This is a genomic window from Alteromonas sp. 4NS20-0143, assembly GCF_057542855.1.
Genome location: NZ_BAAJLR010000004.1, coordinates 268,629 through 288,617 on the forward strand (window position 1 = coordinate 268,629; position 19,989 = coordinate 288,617).

Sequence of the window (19,989 nt, forward strand, 5' to 3'; positions counted from 1 at the left end):
GCACACTGTTATAACTCTTGTTACAACTAATTGCTGGAATATTGTTCAGCATAGGTTAATGTAAACAGAGTCAATATAAGTGTAAGCACCAACCTAATATCTAGCACACAATGCATCAAGTTTAGTGTGCAGTAACCATTGCTGTGACAGTGTCTCGACACCATTATTTTCCCAAAAGGAATTGCTATGAAATTGAATTATCCTGCATCGCAACGAGCATGCGCTGCCCTTTTATCAACCATGCTATCAATCACCCCGTTGAGCACATCATTCGCTGCTGATAGCTCAGTATCAACATCGTCTGCGAAAAGTGCAGAGCTTACCAACCTTGAAATGTATGCCCGCCAAGGAGACTGGGAGCGTGTTATTGATAAGCTGGAGGACGTAAAAGGAAAAAGCCCTGAGCAATATAATTTGCTGATTTCAGCACTAATGAACACAGACTTAGACGATGCCGAAGAAGTAGCTGAAGAGTTTATAGCAAGCTACAGCAAAGATTACCGTGCCTTTCATACCCATGCCAACGTAATGGGAGCACAAGCCTCAAACAGCATCTTTTCAGCTTTGGGTTATGCAAAAAAAGCCAAAAGCAGCTTAGAGCAAGCAATTGTTATCGCGCCTGACGAGATTGCGGTTTATCGCGCCCTAATGCAATTTCATTTAGTTGCTCCTTCCATTGCCGGTGGTGATATGGATGAAGCGAAAAAGTTGGCAGAAAAGATCGCCACCATTGATAGCGTAGAAGGCCAATTTGCTTTGGCAAGCTTCTATCTTAAAGATGATAATGAAGACCAAGCGCGCGCTATTTACGACGCGCTTGCACAGAATGAGGCATCGGCCTTACGAGCTAACTTTGAATTAGGCAGTCACTATTTATCTGCTGAAAAATACAGCCACGCTTTTGAAGCGCTGTCGCCATTAATGGGAATGTCGGTAGCAACGGTAGAAAGCAAAGATTCGGCGCAATGGGACGAGTACGAACAGCGCGAAAGCAATTTGCTGTACGGCAAATACCGCATTGGTCAAGTAGCGCTAAACAGCGACGAATTTACCAACACGGGCATTGCTGCATTAGAGCAGTATATCGATGGCTTTAATACAACGAATATCGATACAGCAGGCCTGCCAAGTGTAAATTGGGCCCGTCTGCGACTCGCAGAGCTGCGCTTAAATGCCAATGACATAGAGAAAGCGAAAAGTACGCTGGCGCTTATCAATGGAGACGAGGGCGAACGTTTTTCAAAAATTCTGAAAGGGTTAAAAAAGAAGATTAAAAAGCGGGCTTAAAGCCGTTTTATTAAAAACAGCCTGAACGCAGTAAACATAACGTTCAGGCTGTTAGTTTTTTCGATTTACACCGCTTTCACTGAATAGATAAGCGCTGTTTCTGGGAAGAGCACGGGCAACTGCATGCCGTACTTCATTAGCACCTCACCAGTAAAAACCTTTCCATCTAGCTGTTGTAAAATAGAGGGCGTGTACTCTTTGAGTACCTCAGGCCACACTCTTTCAACCGCATATTGCTTATTGGCATCTAGCCCAGCAAAGTAGAAGCGAGTAGGGGTAGTACGACGGGTTTCTTGTACACTGTTATAAGCAAAAACACCTTCCTCTTTATTCTTAGACACATAACCAAACTTAACGTTGAGGCCATCGTCATCCATGCGGAACAAGTCGCCGCTATGAGTAAGGGGACGTATGCGCTTATAAAGTGAAATGGCGTCGGTAAGTACGCTTTCTTCGTGCTCAGTCAGTTCACGAGGGTCCATTTCAATACCCATGTGGCCAAACATTGCGACAGCAGAACGAATTTCGATGGGTAAGTGTCTACCGGTAATGTGGCAGTCACGTGGGCCTACATGGGCACCCATTACCTCTGAGGGGAAAAAGAATGAGCAGCCACGCTGAATATACAGCCTATCTAAGGCATCGTTTGAATCTGAGGTCCAAAAGCGATCAGTATGAGGAAGTATGCCTAAGTCGATACGTCCACCGCCCGAGCAGCAGCTCTCAATTTCAAGCCCTGGGTGTGCGCCCTTTACGCGGTCGATTAGCGCATATAGCGCTGCCATTTGGCCATGCATGGCAGGCTTGCCGTGCAGATTACCAGGGTGATTAACGTCGCGGTTCATATCCCATTTAATGTAGCTAATTTTAGGGTACGCGGCGAGTATATCGGTAATCACCTTATACAGATATTCAACAACGTCGGTGTTGGTCAGATCAAGTACATACTGATTTCTAAACGGCACGTGAGGATTGTTTTCACTTTGCAGTGCCCATTCAGGATGATTGCGATACAGGTCACTATCTGGGTTCACCATTTCAGGTTCAAACCAAATGCCAAACTCCATTCCCAACCCCGTTACGTGGTCTATTAACCCGTCAAGCCCCTCTGGATAAATCTCTTCATCTACAAACCAGTCGCCAAGGCCTGCTTTGTCATGACGTCGCCCCTTAAACCAGCCGTCATCAAGCACAAAACGCTCAATCCCCAACGGCGCCACCTTGTCAGCAAGGGCTTTTAAGGTTGCTTCGTCGTGGTCGAAATAAATGCCTTCCCACGTGTTGTAATGCACAGGGCGAGGCTTAGACTCAGCGCTGTGCTGCAAAATATTGCTACGTATATATTGATGAAACTGCTGTGAAAGAGAGGAGAAACCATCACTGCCAAAGCCGGTGTACAAAACGGGGGTGGTATAGCTTTCACCTTCACAAAGTACGACTTCACCTGGGAACAATAATTCGCCAAACTGGACATAGCTTCTACCATCTGCCATAAGCTCTGCACGCAATTTGTGATTGGCTGATGCACCTAAGTGGTAGCCGTAACATTCACCCTGCAATTCCCCCGTGCCTTGAGGGTAGGCAATTAAACCTGGGAAGGTGTCGTGGGAGGTTTTACCGCGGCGGTTTTCTCTCACGTAACTGCCAAAAAAGAGGTCGTGATCGCTTGTTTGAAATTCTGCTGACCATCTACCTTCAAAGGTTTTAATTTTATTAACCAAAGTGGGAAGCGGCAGGCTTGCAGCATTTAAATAGCCAAGGTGAAGCGCTGTGTGCCCCGTATTTTCTATACGCGAGCAAAAAGACGCTACGGTAGTATTGGCGTCTAAACTCACCGTTGTAACTAGTCGCATGCCTCTACGTTGGTCTTCACCAACAAATTCTACTGACGTGCCGTTCTGTTTTGTTTCTACAAGGCTAAAGCCGGCAGACCATTGGTCTTTATCGCCAGACACTTCAAGGCCTGGTTGTCCGGTCCATCCTTCACCATGAGTAGGCACCAAGCTGATAGGAGGCTCGATAACCGGTGCACACTTGGCTTCTTGACGGGTGTTTAAAATACTGAGCATTTCAGGCGTGGTGGAATCGCTGAGTGGGGCGCCGTAATAGATGACTTTTGGCATACGGCCTTGGCAGTCAAAGATGAGCGTTGTGAACTCATTACATAATCTTACGAATGAAGGTGAAGAAGACATATAAACCTCGGCGTTAAAAATAGGTTGAACACAGATGCTGGCGGATTAGCTATCCATTGTGCGAAAAAGAGAGCGAAATAGTACGTGGCAGTAACGTCAATCCAGCGCAAAAGTTCTCTAGCAACAACAAAGCATAGTTAATGCATCGCTTGATAAACAAAAGAGGGTACGCAGCGTACCCTCTTAAAAGATACTTACAGAAAAGCTAGGCGTTTTTGTTTTCAACAGTGCTTTGATTTTCAATAGTGCTTGCTTCAAAAGGACTATCGCTATTTAGCGCCATTGAAAATTCCGCTTTTTGTCTAAAGATGACCCTGTTCACAATGAGTGCGAATGACACACAGCCTATAAGCGTTGCAAACATAAGGTGGATATAATGCAAGCCAAATGGTGCGTAAAACGGCGATGCTTCAAAACTGACAAATGCATAAAAAGAAACGCCAAAGGTAACAGCGCCAATAGCAGCAAACGCATGAACGTTTCTAAACAAGAGACCAACAATGAACACAGAAAGGATTGGCATACTTAATAGACCATAAAGTTTCTGTACTAGATTGATAATACTGTCGGCCTGCTGATAAACAGGGATCAGCGCTAATGAAATTAAACACAGCAATACCGTAACGTAACCGCTTAATTTAGGTACGTTAGGCGCTTTGTTAACGTAACTCTCATGAATATCGCAAACATAAAGCGCAGTGGCTGAGTTCAGGTTACTGTTAAAGGTAGTCAGTACTGCCGCCGCCATTGCCGCAGCAAATACGCCGGATAACCAGTCTGGAAGAACGGTTGCTACAATCTTGCCGTAGGCGCTATCGCCAATGTCGCCGAACAACTTGTAAGACACTATGCCAGGAATCACGATGATTGCAGGAACAATTAATAAACGAATGCCTGCTGCGGCGAATACACCTTTTTGCGCCTCTTTTAACGATGGCGCGGCCATCGCTCGTTGCGTAATTACCTGATTCGTACCCCAGTAAAACATCTGAATAAAAATCATGCCCGTTAGCAGGGTGTGCCATGGAATAGGGGAGTCATTATCGCCGATAAGCGTAAGGCGCTCTTGTGGAATACCGTCAAAGTTGTAATCAATAGCTTGTAACGCGAGAATTAAAACAATAACCGCCATGGTCAGCAGCAGAACACCGGAATACGTATCTGAAACGGCAACAGCTCGTAGGCCGCCAAAGATGGCATACAGTGCGCCAACAACCACAAAGATAACCGCGATATACATCAATGGTAGCTCTACATTAAACATTGATTGCATAAACAGGGAGCCAGAATAAATGACCGCTGGACAAAAGATAAGTGCGCTGCCCGCAAAAAATAATACGCTGATCACTGCACGAATGTGCTTATCGTTATACCGAAGCTCAAGTAATTCGGTAGTCGTAGTGCATTTAAACTTGTAGTAAACAGGAAGAAACACTTTTGCCAGTACAAATAAACCAACCACTGCAGAAAACTCCCACAGCGAGAGAAGCGCCATTTGGTTTCCGTTCATACCAACAAGTTGATCGGTACTTAAGTTTGTTAACGTAATACTGCCCGCTATGAAATACCAAGCTAAGCCGCCACCGGCAAGAAAGAACTCACGGTTTTGGTTTTGCGCATTTCTATTTTGTCCACGACAACTCAAATACGTTAAAAAACCAATTAGCGCGGTAACGAACACAAAAACAGACACTTGAATCGTGCTGGAAAACATTCACGTACTCCTAGAAAAATTACGGTTTGCTAATCTCGAACTTCACATTGCTTATGAGGCGAGTAGGGAATTTTGTGTTGTGGAGCCTAATAACACGGTTTATTTGAAACACTGAGCCCAGAATATTAAATAGAACTGAGAGCACCCCTTTCTTATTGAGAGCAGAGAGCGTATCGGGTGAGAGCTGTTGGAGCCGTTCTTCGTTAAGCATGGCTAGGCCGCCAACGCGCTGCTGCGTTTTATCTGCATATTCAATCAGTAAGTCGGTTGGTTGAATAAGCGCTAACTCAGCAAGCTCGCTTAACAAGGATGCAGTTTGCTGCATTGCATCAACGCGCTCTTTAAGCAATTTTTGTTTATTATCTAAATAAGCAGTTGGACGACCACTTGATAAGAACAAGGCGTCTCCACTGTCTTTTTCAGTATTGTTTTTCGCAACTGCCGGTGAATCCATATCCAACAAGGTTTCGGGAGTCGTGGGGTTGCTTTCAAAACTCAAGGTGAAGGGCAACGTACGCAAACTTAGCGGTGTAACGTGCGCAAGCCATGTGCCTTGAGTTTCAAACACGTTTTCTTTCGGCGCAAAGCCGCAAAGTGCTGAAATAGTCCAGCGCTGCTGATTACTCACTTTACTGAAAAAAAGTGGGTATTCACTAGAGGCTTGAACCGCTTCTTTAATCTCTATATTAACTAAGTGGAAGTTAGCAAATGTCTTGGCTAACTTGTCTTCGTCGACACGAACATCGCTGTGTTTATCAGCAGTTAAAACTTCAAAATTTGGCATTCTTATTCTCTTTTAGCTAGCTAACCACTGCTCTATGTAGTCTCTATGATTCGGTAAGCTACTCAGTTTTTGCTGTGTTATCAGTTGATTCTGTTTCATGACTCTGTCAGCTAAGTCCCGTTCGGTATAGAAATGCGACTGCAGTGAGAAATCAGGTGAGAAGCCCATTCCATAAAGCACGTACTGATAGCTTGCAGCGGGAAATAGTTCTATTGCTGCTGAAAAATCAGCTATTTGCGGCCCACGATACTTCCAAATTTCGAGATCTTCTTTCAACGAATCAGGAATTGACGCAATGTCTCGATTGGCTTGCCAGTATGGCTCGCTACGTTGGTTGAAAATGTAGTGCAGCTTTAAAAAGTCGATAATACGTTGCCATCTGTACTGCATTTGTTTGTTAAAGCGCTGGCTAATAATTGGCATTGCTGAAGCTGGCGTCGGCATTTGCTCGGCAATATACCTCGCTGAGATTTCTATTAGCATAAGTGCTGTGGCTTCTAGAGGCTCAACAAAGCCAGCGGACAAACCAACACCGATACAATTACCTTTCCAAATTCTCTTTTTATAACCTGAGTCAAACCGAATAACACGTGCATTTAGCTTGCCCTTTTCATCACCCACATAGCGACGGAGCAACTCTTCAGCCCGCCCATCATCGGTAAAGTCAGTGGAGTAAACGTGACCCACGCCTCTTCGAGATGAGAGGCCAATATCCCATATCCATCCGGCTTCCTGAGCGGTAGCTTGCGTGTATGGCTTAATCTCAAAGTCATCTTCGTAAGGCACATGTAGCGCGATTGCAGAGTTGTTAAACAGTACATCGTTTACAGACACTACGGGCTCTTGAAGTGCTTCGCCTAGCAACATAGAGCGAAAGCCAGAGCAATCTACGAAGAGGTCTGCATGAAGCGTACTGTTGTCATCCAGCGTAATATTTTCTATATGCTCTGACGAGGTCGCAGACACTTGCTCAACGGTGGCAACTTTGTGCTGTACGCCCAACTCTTCTTTGCAAAAAGACTTTAGCATGTCGGCAAATGCACCGGCGTCTAGGTGGTAGGCGTAGTTTGATTGGGCGCTACTATATTCTTCTTCATTCAGCGTGCGCGGCGCCATATTCTGCTCGCATACGTGCTGCTGGAAGTTAGTAGTATTAGCAAAGTCGGCAATGTTATTAATATAAGGGGCCATTTCAACACGGCCATACCCTAGCGGTACGGTGAAGGGATGATAATAAAAGTCGCCATTACCCTTTACCCAGTTAACAAATTTGCCGCCTTGTTTAAATGCTGCAGAGCATCGCTTGAATACTTCTTTTTCTGACAACCCAATGTCTTTCAACGTATTTCGCATGGTAGGCCAAGTGCCTTCGCCAACGCCCACGGTAGGAATATCGCTAGACTCAACTAAGGTGATGTCTAAACCACACTGACCTTTCGCCACTTTGTGTTTTGCCGCAACAATGGCTGCAGTTAGCCAACCTGCAGTGCCACCGCCAACAATGACAATACGTTGTTTGGATGATGTGTTGGTCGAAGAATTCATGAGAAATTACTGCCAATTAGTTTTGCTACATTTATTCATAAACTTATTCATTTTCCAATAAGCTTGTGAATAAAAGGCAGGGTTTTCACCCTGCCAAAACACACACTTTTAGAATGAGCCTCGAACACCTACTGCGTAACGAGAGCCATTATCTTCAATTGAATAAACTTGATCTGGGAAGCGACCCACTTGGGTAAGCTCTTCCTCAGTCACGTTGATACCTTCAAAGAATACTGAGAAGTTTTCATTGATGTCGTAGCTAGCGCTCACATCCCACTGACCGTAAGTTTCAGTAGTCACCGGTTCGCCAGTAGCACCGCCAACAGACGTGTTATCAAGTGCAAACAAGAATGACTCTCTGTTATTGAATGCAACACGGGCTTGGAACGCGTCACGCTCATAGAAAACAATGAGGTTTTGCGAATCACCAAGGCCTGGTAAGGCAAACGTTTGTGCAGTGTCGCCGCTAACACCTATATCACTGTTTACTACAGTCGCGTTCGCAGTAACACCGAAACCGTTATCCCAAATGTGAGTTAGCGCAATTTCGTAACCGTTAACTGTTGCTGTTTCACCGTTTTGAGGACGAGTAACGGTATAAACCTCACTCTCGCCGTTCAATTCTTCAGTCTCTGCAACCACATCGCGGTCAGGGTTTTGCGCGTCTAACGATAAACCTTCAGCACAGTTTGCTTCAGCACAACGATAGCCGTTAAGCGGGCTTCTATCGGTCATTGAATAAATTTCATTACCCGATAGCGTTACGATAAAGTTTTGAACGTCTTTGCTAAAGAATGCAAAAGAGAAAACTGAATCGTCACTGTAATACCATTCAAACGATAAATCCCAGTTCTCTGCTTCAAAAGGTTGAAGGCCTGGGTTACCGCCACTCGCCTGCAAGTTCTGTCTACGCGGCTCGTTAAATGTTGTCGCTGGCGACATTTGTGCCATTGTTGGACGAGTTAGCGAGTCGTAGCGAGAGAAGCGAACCAACATATCTTCCTGCACTTCCAACTTCACGTTCAAGCTAGGTAGCAAGTTTGAGTACGACGAGGTACCGGTAATGTCATTGGCCGGAGCAAATCGATTCGCAAACAATGTTAAATCGGTGGTAGGGACAACATCCGAGATGAACGCTTGTACTGCTGATACTGCAACGTCGGTTTCTTCGTAGCGAGCACCGAAGTTCATAGTAAGCGGCATATCGCCAATGTCATAGCCGAACTCAAACTGTGCGTAAAGCGCCGTGACGTCTTCTTCAATATTGTAGTAGTTTGGCTGTAATGTTGGGATTACTGGCGCACCTTGTGATGCTAAGAAGTCAAGGTATGCATCACCGTCGTAGGTGTACCATGTATCAATTAATCCGCTGAAGAAATTCTGTGCAGTAAACGGACGGATATTTAATGCATCAACTGGCGCAGGTGTTGCGTAACCACAGAATGCGCATTGTGAACCAAATTCTTGGTAAACATACTTCTCACGCTCAGATAATAAAATACCGAAGTCAGCTTTGCGGAACACATCTGAGTCAGACATATAGGTGAAGTCTGCTTTGTATTCAGTCACTTCATCTTCAGTCGCTTGGGTATTCCCTAAGTCATTGTAGTGAAGACGGTTAAGAGAAATGTCAGGTAGTTGGCCATTACCAAAACCATCGTGTGCAACCGTTGGTGTACTGCCAGTTCCGTCAAACGAGTAGTTGTTAATAATACCGACAACGTTAAAGCGACCTTCGCCTGCAATGTCGTTTTCAGCTGTTGAATTAGAGATATCGAAGGTTGCTGATAATGCATCACTTACTTGCCATTCAACGTTGATATCGAAGCCTTCAGTAGTCACATCACGAACGCCACGGCTTGATGATACAAAGTCAGACGCTGGGTTACCGCTTCCTTGGTGTAGGTCAATTTCTTGAGTGAACTGTATTGCAGTTCCATTATCAGAAATTTGTGCAGAACCTACGCGATCCGGCTCAAACCATGATGCTAGATCTGTCACTTGCGAATCTACTTCGAACTTAGACACAAAGCCGTCTAAAGTAATTGTTACGTCATCTGAAGGCGCGTATTGCGCAACAAGTGAAACGTTAGTACGTGTTCTGTCTTGCTGATCAACAAGTTGATCCCAGTTTCGAGGAAGGTATACGTTATCCGCAATAATGCCATCATTTCTGTTAGACAGAGTAAGACCTGGACGCCAGCCTGCAGTTTGAATACGATTTATTTGTACTTGGCGTTCTTGATGTGAAGCGGCTAATAACAACCCGACTTTATCGTCGGCAAAAGTATTACTCACTAAGAATGACGCTTGTGGAGCAGTTTCTTCAGAAAGGCTTTCGTACATGCCTTTCACCATACCAACCGCTTGGAAACCATCGTAGTTAAATGGACGAGCGGTAGAGATATTAATTGTAGAGCCGATACCACCAGATTGCAGGTTGGCAACAGCACTTTTATAAATACTTGCGCCTGTAATTTGATCAGCAGCAAGGATATCAAAGTTAAAGGCACGACCAGCTGCATCAGTTGCTAGCTGACGACCATTCACTAAAACGGTGTTGAACTGTGGGCCAAAACCACGAACTGTTACTTGTTGGCCTTCACCACCGTTTCTGTCTATCGACACACCAGTGATACGTTGCAACGACTCTGCAACGTTAAGGTCTGGAAATTTGCCTAAGTCTTCAGCAGCAATGCCATCGGAAACGGCTAGGTTTTCTTTCTTGTCGGCCATTGCGCGTTTTAAACTGCTAACAATGCCGCGCACTTCAATAATTTCAACGGGTGCATCTTTTACATTTTGTGACGCAGAATCTTGCGCCAACACGATGGGCGAATGCAGGGCAGCAGCGATAGCAACACCCAATAGGGAGCGTTTTGCCATTGGGCTGAATTGTGATGTGTTTGTTTTATGTGTCACTGTGTTTTCTCCGTGAGTAGGCTACGTATTAACGTATTTTTCACTCAAATTACGTTTTAGTGCGCGCCTTTCGAGCTTGTTAACATTACTTTTACACATTAAGTGCTATATTTTTCTAATTTTAATTTTGTAACATTATGAAAAATATACGCTAATTTTTACAAGGCAACAGGTGAAACGTTTACCTTGTTTTCAATACTAGCACAAAAAGACAATGTAATTACAATGTTATAAAAACTTTTTTTGTATAAAAAAAGGACATCTTATTACAACGCTTTATTAACATTTGGAAAAATAAGGAGTTTTAGTTACAGCGAATTCGATCTACAGCTTCTTTCCAGCCACCATAGGCTTGATCCCGTTCTGCTTTTGATAAACGGGGAGTAAAAACTCTGTCGCTTTTCCAGCACTGGGTTAAGTCATCGATGGAGTCAAAAATACCGTGTTGCAAACCAGCAAGGAACGCTGCGCCTAATGCCGTAGTTTCAGTGACCTCGGGTCTTTCAACTTCTGCACCTAGCACGTCAGAAAGAAAGCCCATTACCCAATCGTTTTGAGACATACCGCCATCTACGCGAATATTGGTAGGCCGCGCGCCATCACTTTCCATGGCTTTTTGAAGATCTTTGGTTTGATAGCAAACCGATTGCAAGCCTGCTGCGACAATTTCACTGATACCCGTATCTCGAGTAAGACCCAAAATTGCGCCTCTGGCATCCGGATCCCAATAGGGAGCGCCTAATCCAGTAAAGGCGGGTACTAAGAACACGCCGTTGTCTTGTCTTGCACGCTGCGCTAATGCCTCAGATTCTGCGGCATCGCCAATCAGCTTGAGACCATCTCGTAGCCACTGAACTGTGGCTCCGGCCATAAAAATACTGCCCTCTAGTGCATAAGTGGTTTCACCATTAATGCGATATCCAACTGTAGTAAGCAGTCTGTTTTTAGACTGAAGGGGAGTGTTTCCTGTATTGAGGATCATGAAGCAACCTGTACCGTAGGTGCTTTTAGCCATCCCCTTTTGAAAGCATGCCTGCCCTACAAGCGCCGCTTGCTGATCGCCGGCTACTCCCTGAATTGGAATGGCTTTTCCTAAAATATCCTCGTTTATTACGCCGTAGTCAGCGGCGCAATCCATTACCTCTGGTAACATGCTGCTAGGAATATTGAAGCGCTCTAGTAAACGTTTATCCCATTGCTGCTTATTAATATCAAATAGCATTGTGCGCGAGGCATTAGTGGCATCAGTCTTATGCGACTGACCATCGGTTAATCGCCATATCAAGTAGCTGTCTACCGTGCCAAACAACAAGTCTCCGTTTTCAGCCTGTTCTCTTGCACCTTCTACGTTGTCTAAAATCCACGCCACTTTTGTGGCTGAAAAATAGGGGTCTAATAGAAGCCCTGTGGTGGAGTTGATATAAGAGACAAACTCCTCATCACTGCTCAAGTCTCGGCATTGCTGAGCGGTGCGTCGGTCTTGCCATACAATGGCGGGGTATACCGTTTTACCTGTCGACTTGTGCCACACTAATGTGGTTTCACGTTGGTTGGTAATGCCAATTGAGGCAATATCCGATGGCGCAAGTGAGCACTTTTTAAAAACATCTTTAAGAGTAAATAGCACGCTTTCCCAAATTTCCTCTGGCTCGTGCTCTACCCAGCCGTCTTTAGGATACTTTTGCGAAAATTCTTGTTGTGCGACAGCTTCAATCTTGCCACTAGAAGAAAAAATAATACTGCGAGAACTGGTTGTGCCTTGATCAATGGCAAGAAGATACTGACTCATGCTGTCACCTTTGAAAATAATTTTCATAGAGTTTGCATCATTTACTTCTATTTAACAATGCTGCGTTTTCGAAAACGAACATTATGATGTTCGAACGAACGTATGAACTTACATTGGAACCACGTATACTAGTAAGGTGGCATGTACAGGCAGCAGTAGGGTGGCCTACTTTAGGGAGCATAATGAACCAAACACAACGACACGAAAAAATAATCGCGCTAATAAAGCAACACGGTTTTATGTCTATTGATGATTTAGTGTCTAACTGTGCCGTTACGCCTCAAACTATTAGACGAGATTTGAATCAGCTTGCTCACACGGGTGTGATCAGTCGTTATCACGGTGGCGCTGGATTAAATCGCAGCTGGGAAAATACGCCCTATCAAGAGCGCAAGACTCAAAATAGCGATGTAAAAGAAAAAATTGCCGACGCAGTCGCTGCTATGATCCCAGATGGGGCGTCTTTATTTATCAATATAGGAACGACCACAGAGTTAATTGCCACTAAGTTACTCAACCACAGCAATTTACACGTTGTCACCAATAACATTCACGTTGCCACAATTTTATCTGCAAAAGAGGACTTTTCAGTCATTATTGCTGCTGGTGAAGTACGCTATCGAGATGGTGGTATCATTGGTGAGGCTACCTGCGATTTTATCAGCCAGTTTAGAATGGATTATGGCATTATCGGTATCAGCGGAATTAGCGCTGATGGCGCCTTGCTCGACTTCGACTTTCGTGAAGTAAAAGTATCTCAGGCCATTTTAGAGCATACTCAGCACGTTATTTTAGCCGCTGATTACAGTAAGTTTGAGCGCCGTGCAATGGTTGAGCAGGGTCATATCTCTCAAGTTGACTGCTTGGTTTGCGACCAAGCACCACCGCCAGCGATTAAAAAAATCATAGAAGAAAATAACATCAAATTTGTGAAAGCATAGCTATCGAGCTATTGCCTTTCCATCGTGTGCCACTCTAATTATTAGCAGTAAATAGACTCACACTGGTTTATCTACTTTTTCTTTTAATGTTCGTTTATGTTCGTTTTGTGTTGACATGATTTCTTTTTGGTTGTCAAATGAGCACATAGGCGATTCGTTCTTAAGGGTAAGTGATGAGCAAGAGTAAAGAAGGCAGTAACATTGTTGATGTATTAGTCGTTGGCGGGGGCGTAAACGGCGTTGGTGTTGCATTAGATGCAGCGGGTCGTGGGCTGTCAGTCACCTTATGCGAAAAAGGTGACCTTGCAGGCGCAACGTCTTCGTCGAGCAGTAAACTGGTACACGGTGGTCTTCGCTATCTTGAGCATTATGAATTTCGCCTTGTCAAAGAGGCGCTTGCAGAGCGCGAAGTGCTACTTCAAAAAGCGCCGCATATAATGTGGCCATTGCGCTTTCGCTTGCCCCATCAAAAGCATTTACGCCCAGCGTGGATGATAAGAATCGGCCTTTTCCTTTACGACTCTCTTGCCAAACGTAACTTACTTGCCCGCTCTAAAAAGCTTAAAACGTCAAGCGAAGGGCCGTTAGTCAAAGATATTTCTACGTGCTTTGAATACTCAGACGGTTGGGTGGACGATGCGCGCTTAGTGGTGTTAAACGCTATAGCAGCGCAAGATCAAGGCGCTACCATACAAACGCGCACTGAGTGTGTAAGTGCTCAGAAAGAAGGGGCACTGTGGAGCGTTGTTTTACGCAACGATCAAGGTAAAACGTTTACCGTGAAAGCGAGGTCGATTGTTAATGCAGCAGGGCCTTGGGCGGTATCGTTCCTCGACAGATTGGTGGATATTAAAAACCCTAACGCAATGCGCATGGTCAAAGGCAGTCATTTTGTTGTGCCTAAACTATACGACACCGATGAGGCCTATATTCTCCAAAACAAAGACGGTCGCATTGTTTTTGTTATTCCTTACGAAGAAGACTTCTCATTAGTAGGCACTACGGATGAAGATTTTCAAGGAAACCCATTAGATGCGGCGATTTCACAGGAAGAAACCGACTACCTAGTGGATGTAGTGAACACCTACTTTAAAACAAAAATTACTACCGACAATATTGTTCACAGCTACAGTGGCGTTCGTCCGTTGTTAGAGGAAAAAAATGCATCGGCGCAAGAGCTTACCCGAGATTATAAAGTTGAGCTTAAAGGTGAAGCAGGCGAACCTGTTTTACTCAACATATTCGGTGGCAAGATAACCACGTATAGAAAATTAGCTGAACACGCGGTAGATAAGCTGGTGTCTTGTTTTCCGCGAGCGAAAAAAGCGTGGACAAAAGAAGTACCTCTTCCTGGCGGCGCATTTTCTGATAAAGTCTCGCTGAAGAGCGAGCTGCAATCTAGCTATCCTTGGTTGTCAGCTTCGGTAATCGAGCGTTATGTCCGTCAATACGGACTGCTTTGTCACAAGTTCCTGACAGGCGTTTCGAATGTCGATTGCTTGGGTCAAGATTTTGGTGCACAGCTATATCAAGCTGAAGTAGATTATTTGATAAGTTTCGAATGGGCGCAAACCGTGGAAGACGTGTTGTGGCGTCGTACAAAGCACGGTTTGCGTCTTAGTGATGCACAAAAGCAGGTATTGTCTCACTACATCGAGGGGAAAGTAACATCACTGCAGCAGCGCAGTGAAATGCGAGAAATCGCGTGATTTAGTTTTAAATAAGGTTCAAATCAGGTTCAGATTTGATGCAGTCTAGGCCGAGCTTAGGTCCAAAGCAGACTAAGCTCAGGCCCCGTATCGATAAAGTTTCTACCTCGCTCAGACAGAACCTCGCTCTCAATCACTTTATCTTTTGGCTTAAGCGGCCGATAATCGTTTAAATAAGCAAATTGTAATTTGCGGGCATAAGATGGTTATTGGGCTAGAAAAATGAAAAAGCGACAAGATAATTCGCGTTCAACCGCATTCAAACTATTAACGGTAGTGGTATTTATTGGTGTATTGGTTTTTTTTATAAACAACCTGTATACCGGTGAGCCCGATACCACGCTAACGGCATTTTCAAAGCAAGCGCAAAAGTTTGAGCGCCACACCATCTCTTCTCACTATCAATGGCGAGTTCGCCAACCTACCTCCATGATAATGCTTATACACTTTGATGACACTGGCAGTGAAATAGACAGAAAGCCTGTCAGAATGAATCATAAAGGGTGGCCATCAGCACAGGACAGCGACGAGGGATGCGCAACTGTGTGGACATCGTTGGTGGGAAGTCCACTCAGGGTGGATGGCTTTAATGTAAAGGCGCGCTTTTACTCCACGGCTTCAAATGATGAAGCAGTTAGAAGAAATGATAACGAGTATTGGTGCCGTTATAGTATAAGTAAAGGTGGTGAATTCGATTACTTTCCAGGGTTGGGCAAAGTAACACAACCTCAACTTTAGGATAATAATAAATAGCGCATCTATTTGTTATTCATACATAATTAGTCTACTTTCTTTAAGTGCCTGTATACCTTGTCATTGTCGTGCGCTATGGTGGCAAAATGCTTGTGGGACCATTTACGTATAAGAAGGTATATGCTAACTCGATTCTTCTCTTCAGCAACAAAAAGCCATACTCATTTAGTGGGTATGTCTATTAGTGCATCTGCGCTTCATGTTGTTGCCATTGATATATCGGGAGATACGCCTTCACTGCATTCCTCTACATCACACCCGCTCGAAAAGGGAATGGCAATAGGTGAGCAGCTCAGTAAGTACCTTACCTCCTTTGACAAGCTTCATTGCCACGTGGCCATCGCGATAGAGCAAGATACTTATCAGTTAGTACAGACCGATAAACCCGATGTGCCAGATGAAGACATACGCACTGCATTGCCATGGACTATCAGTGAGATGGTACCCTTTGATGCATCGAATATGGTGCTTGATTACATAGACTACCCTGCTGCCTCAAGAGGCGGGAAGAAAAAGGTAAATGTCTTTGTAGCAGAAAGAGCGCCTATGGCTGATATTGTATCCACATTAACTAAGCTAAAGGCGAAAGTGCTTACTCATATTCATGTGAAAGAAGTACTCGCTACATCTATGATGCCCGATGATGAATATGCCCGTTTGTTAATAATACAAGAGCCCGACAGTGAACCCTTTTTGCTGATTGTTCGCTCCCAAGTCATTTGGCTTGCAAGGCGACTTCGAGGTTTTGTAGATAAAATGCAGGGGCAGACAGACATGACGCAATTTAGCGATGCGTTAGGGTTGGAAATTCAGCGCTCAATGGATTTTTATGAATCACAACTTAAGCAGCCCCCGCTAAAAGAGGTGCTGTTTAAAACCCAATTCGATTGTGCGCCAGTTATTGAGCAATTAAAACCTTTCCAGCCAGCCGCAATGGCGCCATTTAAAACCGATTTGTTATTTTCCGATGTGGTGCATTCAGATAATCATTTCGCTTTGGCCAGTGCATTAGACTTGTTGGGTGAACGTCAATGAAACAGAGCGTTAACCTTTATCACCCCTCGCTGCTGCCAAGCAAAGAGCGCTTGCCGCTTAGCACCGTACTGTGGGTGAACGGCATTGCGTTATTGTTACTCTCAGTACTCACTGTTGGTATGGGCCAGTTTATAGCGCTTAAGCAACGAAAATCAGATGACGTTGCTGCGTCAGTCAAAGCCATTGATAAGGATATCAATACGCTAACAGATAAGTTAGCGGCCAAGCGAGATACTCAATCTTTGCAAAAAGACCTAGATGCACTGCGCGTGAAAGTTAAAAACCGCGAGCAGCTGCTTGACTATATGCAAACCGGAGAGTTGTCTTTGCGCACAACGCAATATCAAAATGTAATGGATGACTTGGCAAATTTTCATAATCCGAATCTCTGGCTCACGTCGATCACCATCACACGTGATGAGCTTCGTTTAACGGGTAATACGATAAAGCCGTCAGCTATTCCCCAGTGGTTACAGAAACTGCAGGGTTCAACTTTCTTTAAGGGCAAAACGTTCTCCACGGTAAAATTTGAGAATGAGAGTGACGATAGCGACGTAAAAACATTTACCCTTTCAACTGACTTTGATGGAGAGGCTGATGACACAGTGGCAAAAGCTCTCTAGCGCTTACGCTCAACTTCAGTTAAGAGAGAAGCAGCTCATTTTTTGGGTTGGCTTAGCCCTTATTGTGTATTTATTTTTTTGGTTTGGCATTTCCCCTCAATTAGACAAACTTGCCCGTTTAGACAAAGACCTTGTGCGCAAAGAGAGTCAGCTTAGTGCGCGGGTTATTCAAAAGGATGCTCTAAATCAAGCGCTTTCTATGGATTACGCGGCAAGAACAAAGCGTGAAATAGATATTGAAAACAAGAAGCTTCTCGAATTAGATACCCAATTATCCGCGTTAAACGATGGCTTTGTTGCTGCGGATAAAATGCCTGAGTTGCTCATCACCTTACTCAATGAGCAAGGCAACGTGAGAATGGTGGAATTTAATGTGGCGCCGAGGCAAACCGTGCAGTTTGGTGATGGGGAATTACAAAGCGCGGCGTTATTTAGGCATAACATGACGCTGAAAATAGAGGGTAGCTTTTTTAACTTGCGAGACTATTTGGCGAGAATTCAGGCATCTGATGAAAAAGTGGTTGTCACTAAATTCCGCTACACTGTAGAGGAATACCCTAACGCTATCCTCACATTACATTTGGCAACGGTAAGTAATAATGAAACCTTCATTTCTTTGTAAAAGCTGGCTGCTGATGGTGTTAGCTGCCGTATTTTCAATGCCAGCTGCTAGCCAAGTTGACCCTACTAAACCTGCCATTTCTGGGGTGTCACAAAGAGCAACAAATGATGAGCAAGATGGAGCGCTTAGGCTTCAGTCAATTTTAAAGCGACAAGACAGTTTTACCGCCGTGATTTCCGGTCGGTCTTATCGTGAAGGTGATTCAGTGGGCGACCATCGCATCGTTAAAATTAATCCCAAAGATGTGGTTCTTGATGACGGACGACAGATAATGACGTTGAAAATGTATTCCTATGAAATTAAAAAATAACTTAGCTTCAACAGCAACATTACTTTTACTTGCTCTTGTTATCGCTGGCTGCCAAACCTACGGAGTGGGCGATGAAGTTAAGCCGCACATTCGCGACGAGCTAAGCGCTTCAAATAAGAGTGCTCAACCTGATGCCACAAAAAGCGCTTCAACTAGGCGAATGTCTCCCTCGCAGCTTAACAATGAGTTACTCGCTGGCGTAGAGCAATTTCAACTATTACCTGCTGTATCGCAGCAAAATACATTCGATGTTTCGGCAAATGCTATTGAAGTCCGTCCGTTTTTTGATGCCTTAGTGACTAACACGCCCTACAGCGTGGCGGTTCACCCTGACGTGTCGGGTCAAATAAGTCTTACGCTAAAAGAGGTTGCGCTAAGCGAAGTCTTGAAAATTGTTTCAAGAATGTACCCACTGGATGTGTTTTTAGAAGGAAAAGTTATACAGGTTATGCCTGCGCAACTTAAAACCGAATCAATTCCCGTTAATTTCCTAATGATTAAACGCTTTGGCGTATCAAATGTGAGCGTTATCGCCGGTGGTGTAAGCGAGCAAGATCAAAATAACGGCAACCAGAATAATGGCGGTTTAAACGGCATTAACGGCAACAATAATATTGGCGGTAATGGTCAAGCCGGAATGATGGGACAAAATGGGATGGCTGGAAATAATATTCAGCAGCTCAATGGCTCGAATATTCAGACCACCAGTGAAAACGACTTCTGGAAAGACTTAAAAGAGGCCCTTAAAGTGCTGGTAACGCCGACAGACGGGCGTCACGTTGTGGTGTCTCCTCAAGCTGGCTTGGTCACTATCAAAGCGCTGCCTAGCGAGATTGCGGTGGTGAAAGATTTCCTCATGCAAAGCCAGGAAAGTCTGCAGCGACAGGTTGTGCTAGAGGCAAGAATAATTGAAGTTACCCTAAACGATGGTTATCAGCAGGGCGTGCGATGGGATCGTATAGCGAGCGGCCTAACGGGAAGTCTTAATTTTGGTCTTAGTGGCGGCAGCGTTGCCACAAATTTTGCTGCAAATACCGCGGCGGGTATTAACCCAGCCATTAATGCAGTAAATGGTATTGGCAATAGTATTTCTACTGACATCGGCGGTGTATCTACCCTGCGTATTGCTCGCGGCGACTTCGACGGCGTGATTAATATGCTGCAAACCCAGGGTGACGTGCAAATGCTCAGTAACCCCAGGGTGACGGTAACCAACAATCAAAAGGCCGTCATTAAGGTAGGACAAGATGAGTATTTTGTTACCGATGTATCTACCAGTGAAGACTTAAACGCTACCGGGACGCAAAATGAAAACGATATCGAACTTACCCCGTTCTTTTCAGGTATTGCGTTAGACGTTACACCGCAAATAGATAAAAGCGGTTCGGTTATTTTACATGTTCACCCCTCGGTAACAGAGACGGCAGAACAAACGAAAGTTATTCAAGTAGGCGACCAGCAAATTCAGCTGCCCCTGGCACAAAGTAATATTAGAGAGTCAGACACAGTGATCCGAGCCCGCGACGGCGAGATTGTGGTTATTGGCGGTCTTATGGAAACAGTAACCAACGAGAAAGAGTCTAAAACGCCATTTTTAGGAGATATTCCCGTGTTGGGCAATATGTTTAAAAATATTGCTAAAACGCAGACTAAGCGAGAGCTCGTTATTCTTCTTCGCCCTTCCGTTGTGCAGCCTGACTCATGGGAGAAGCAGCGAATGCGCACTCAGTCTTTATTAGATAAGTGGTATCAAAACTAGC

At 44.6% G+C, this 19,989-nt stretch carries 15 protein-coding genes; 9 read left to right on the forward strand and 6 right to left on the reverse strand.

Features of this window, described 5'->3' with window-relative positions; genetic code table 11:
* Positions 1 to 186 precede the first annotated feature (186 nt).
* Positions 187 to 1,287 (forward strand): tetratricopeptide repeat protein, encoded by a 1,101-nt coding sequence (locus AC27HD_RS11405; protein WP_487105921.1) that lies wholly within the window; start codon positions 187 to 189, stop codon positions 1,285 to 1,287.
* Positions 1,288 to 1,352: 65 nt separating this feature from the next.
* Here the strand turns inward: AC27HD_RS11405 and AC27HD_RS11410 are convergent, their stop codons facing one another.
* The 6 genes from AC27HD_RS11410 to glpK all read right to left on the reverse strand — a co-directional run bounded on the left by AC27HD_RS11410 (position 1,353) and on the right by glpK (position 12,236).
* Complete coding sequence (locus AC27HD_RS11410) at positions 1,353 to 3,482, reverse strand: alpha-galactosidase (protein ID WP_487105923.1); 2,130 nt, start codon at positions 3,480 to 3,482, stop codon at positions 1,353 to 1,355.
* 205 nt (positions 3,483 to 3,687) lie between these two features.
* Entirely contained in the window at positions 3,688 to 5,196 is a 1,509-nt protein-coding gene (locus AC27HD_RS11415; RefSeq protein WP_487105925.1) for an SLC5 family protein, read from the reverse strand.
* 19 nt (positions 5,197 to 5,215) lie between these two features.
* A complete protein-coding gene (locus AC27HD_RS11420; RefSeq protein WP_487105927.1) occupies positions 5,216 to 5,980 on the reverse strand; it encodes a SapC family protein in 765 nt (254 codons plus the stop codon).
* Positions 5,981 to 5,992: 12 nt separating this feature from the next.
* Entirely contained in the window at positions 5,993 to 7,525 is a 1,533-nt protein-coding gene (locus AC27HD_RS11425; RefSeq protein WP_487105929.1) for a tryptophan halogenase family protein, read from the reverse strand.
* A 108-nt stretch (positions 7,526 to 7,633) separates the two neighbouring features.
* Positions 7,634 to 10,411, reverse strand: coding sequence for a TonB-dependent receptor (locus tag AC27HD_RS11430; protein WP_487105999.1), 2,778 nt, complete (start codon positions 10,409 to 10,411; stop codon positions 7,634 to 7,636).
* Between the two features lie 340 nt (positions 10,412 to 10,751).
* Positions 10,752 to 12,236 carry a glycerol kinase GlpK gene (gene glpK, locus AC27HD_RS11435; protein ID WP_487105931.1) on the reverse strand — a complete coding sequence of 495 codons (1,485 nt, stop codon included), beginning with the start codon at positions 12,234 to 12,236 and terminating at the stop codon, positions 10,752 to 10,754.
* 182 nt (positions 12,237 to 12,418) lie between these two features.
* Here glpK and AC27HD_RS11440 point away from each other — a divergent pair, with 182 nt between their 5' ends.
* The 8 genes from AC27HD_RS11440 to mshL all read left to right on the forward strand — a co-directional run bounded on the left by AC27HD_RS11440 (position 12,419) and on the right by mshL (position 19,988).
* A complete protein-coding gene (locus tag AC27HD_RS11440; RefSeq protein WP_163106623.1) occupies positions 12,419 to 13,177 on the forward strand; it encodes a DeoR/GlpR family transcriptional regulator in 759 nt (252 codons plus the stop codon).
* A gap of 173 nt (positions 13,178 to 13,350) precedes the next feature.
* The gene (glpD, locus tag AC27HD_RS11445; protein WP_487105934.1) at positions 13,351 to 14,886 is read left to right on the forward strand and encodes a glycerol-3-phosphate dehydrogenase; all 1,536 of its coding nucleotides are present in this window, start codon (positions 13,351 to 13,353) and stop codon (positions 14,884 to 14,886) included.
* 222 nt (positions 14,887 to 15,108) lie between these two features.
* The gene (locus AC27HD_RS11450) at positions 15,109 to 15,624 is read left to right on the forward strand and encodes a hypothetical protein (protein WP_032094795.1); all 516 of its coding nucleotides are present in this window, start codon (positions 15,109 to 15,111) and stop codon (positions 15,622 to 15,624) included.
* 135 nt (positions 15,625 to 15,759) lie between these two features.
* Positions 15,760 to 16,674, forward strand: a complete 915-nt coding sequence (locus tag AC27HD_RS11455; RefSeq protein WP_487105936.1) for an agglutinin biogenesis protein MshI — start codon at positions 15,760 to 15,762, stop codon at positions 16,672 to 16,674.
* Positions 16,671 to 17,297, forward strand: a complete 627-nt coding sequence (locus AC27HD_RS11460; RefSeq protein WP_032094797.1) for a PilN domain-containing protein — start codon at positions 16,671 to 16,673, stop codon at positions 17,295 to 17,297. The genes AC27HD_RS11455 and AC27HD_RS11460 overlap by 4 nt, the downstream gene beginning before the upstream one ends.
* Positions 17,272 to 17,919: a type II secretion system protein GspM gene (gene gspM, locus AC27HD_RS11465; protein WP_032094798.1), complete on the forward strand. Its 648-nt coding sequence runs from the start codon at positions 17,272 to 17,274 to the stop codon at positions 17,917 to 17,919. Before AC27HD_RS11460 ends, gspM begins: the two co-directional genes overlap by 26 nt.
* Positions 17,897 to 18,229, forward strand: a complete 333-nt coding sequence (locus tag AC27HD_RS11470) for an agglutinin biogenesis protein MshK (protein ID WP_487105939.1) — start codon at positions 17,897 to 17,899, stop codon at positions 18,227 to 18,229. The genes gspM and AC27HD_RS11470 overlap by 23 nt, the downstream gene beginning before the upstream one ends.
* Positions 18,213 to 19,988, forward strand: a complete 1,776-nt coding sequence (mshL, locus tag AC27HD_RS11475) for a pilus (MSHA type) biogenesis protein MshL (protein WP_487105941.1) — start codon at positions 18,213 to 18,215, stop codon at positions 19,986 to 19,988. The genes AC27HD_RS11470 and mshL overlap by 17 nt, the downstream gene beginning before the upstream one ends.
* Position 19,989 lies beyond the last annotated feature (1 nt).

Coding starts and splice junctions, on each gene's coding strand:
- AC27HD_RS11410 (WP_487105923.1), bottom strand. CDS start 3,482: ATGTCTTCTTCACCTTCATTCGTAAGATTATGTAATGAGTTCACAACG.
- AC27HD_RS11455 (WP_487105936.1), top strand. CDS start 15,760: ATGCTAACTCGATTCTTCTCTTCAGCAACAAAAAGCCATACTCATTTA.
- AC27HD_RS11440 (WP_163106623.1), top strand. CDS start 12,419: ATGAACCAAACACAACGACACGAAAAAATAATCGCGCTAATAAAGCAA.
- AC27HD_RS11415 (WP_487105925.1), bottom strand. CDS start 5,196: ATGTTTTCCAGCACGATTCAAGTGTCTGTTTTTGTGTTCGTTACCGCG.
- gspM (WP_032094798.1), top strand. CDS start 17,272: ATGACACAGTGGCAAAAGCTCTCTAGCGCTTACGCTCAACTTCAGTTA.
- AC27HD_RS11405 (WP_487105921.1), top strand. CDS start 187: ATGAAATTGAATTATCCTGCATCGCAACGAGCATGCGCTGCCCTTTTA.
- AC27HD_RS11430 (WP_487105999.1), bottom strand. CDS start 10,411: ATGGCAAAACGCTCCCTATTGGGTGTTGCTATCGCTGCTGCCCTGCAT.
- AC27HD_RS11450 (WP_032094795.1), top strand. CDS start 15,109: ATGAAAAAGCGACAAGATAATTCGCGTTCAACCGCATTCAAACTATTA.
- AC27HD_RS11420 (WP_487105927.1), bottom strand. CDS start 5,980: ATGCCAAATTTTGAAGTTTTAACTGCTGATAAACACAGCGATGTTCGT.
- AC27HD_RS11460 (WP_032094797.1), top strand. CDS start 16,671: ATGAAACAGAGCGTTAACCTTTATCACCCCTCGCTGCTGCCAAGCAAA.
- AC27HD_RS11425 (WP_487105929.1), bottom strand. CDS start 7,525: ATGAATTCTTCGACCAACACATCATCCAAACAACGTATTGTCATTGTT.
- mshL (WP_487105941.1), top strand. CDS start 18,213: ATGAAATTAAAAAATAACTTAGCTTCAACAGCAACATTACTTTTACTT.
- glpK (WP_487105931.1), bottom strand. CDS start 12,236: ATGAGTCAGTATCTTCTTGCCATTGATCAAGGCACAACCAGTTCTCGC.
- AC27HD_RS11470 (WP_487105939.1), top strand. CDS start 17,897: ATGAAACCTTCATTTCTTTGTAAAAGCTGGCTGCTGATGGTGTTAGCT.
- glpD (WP_487105934.1), top strand. CDS start 13,351: ATGAGCAAGAGTAAAGAAGGCAGTAACATTGTTGATGTATTAGTCGTT.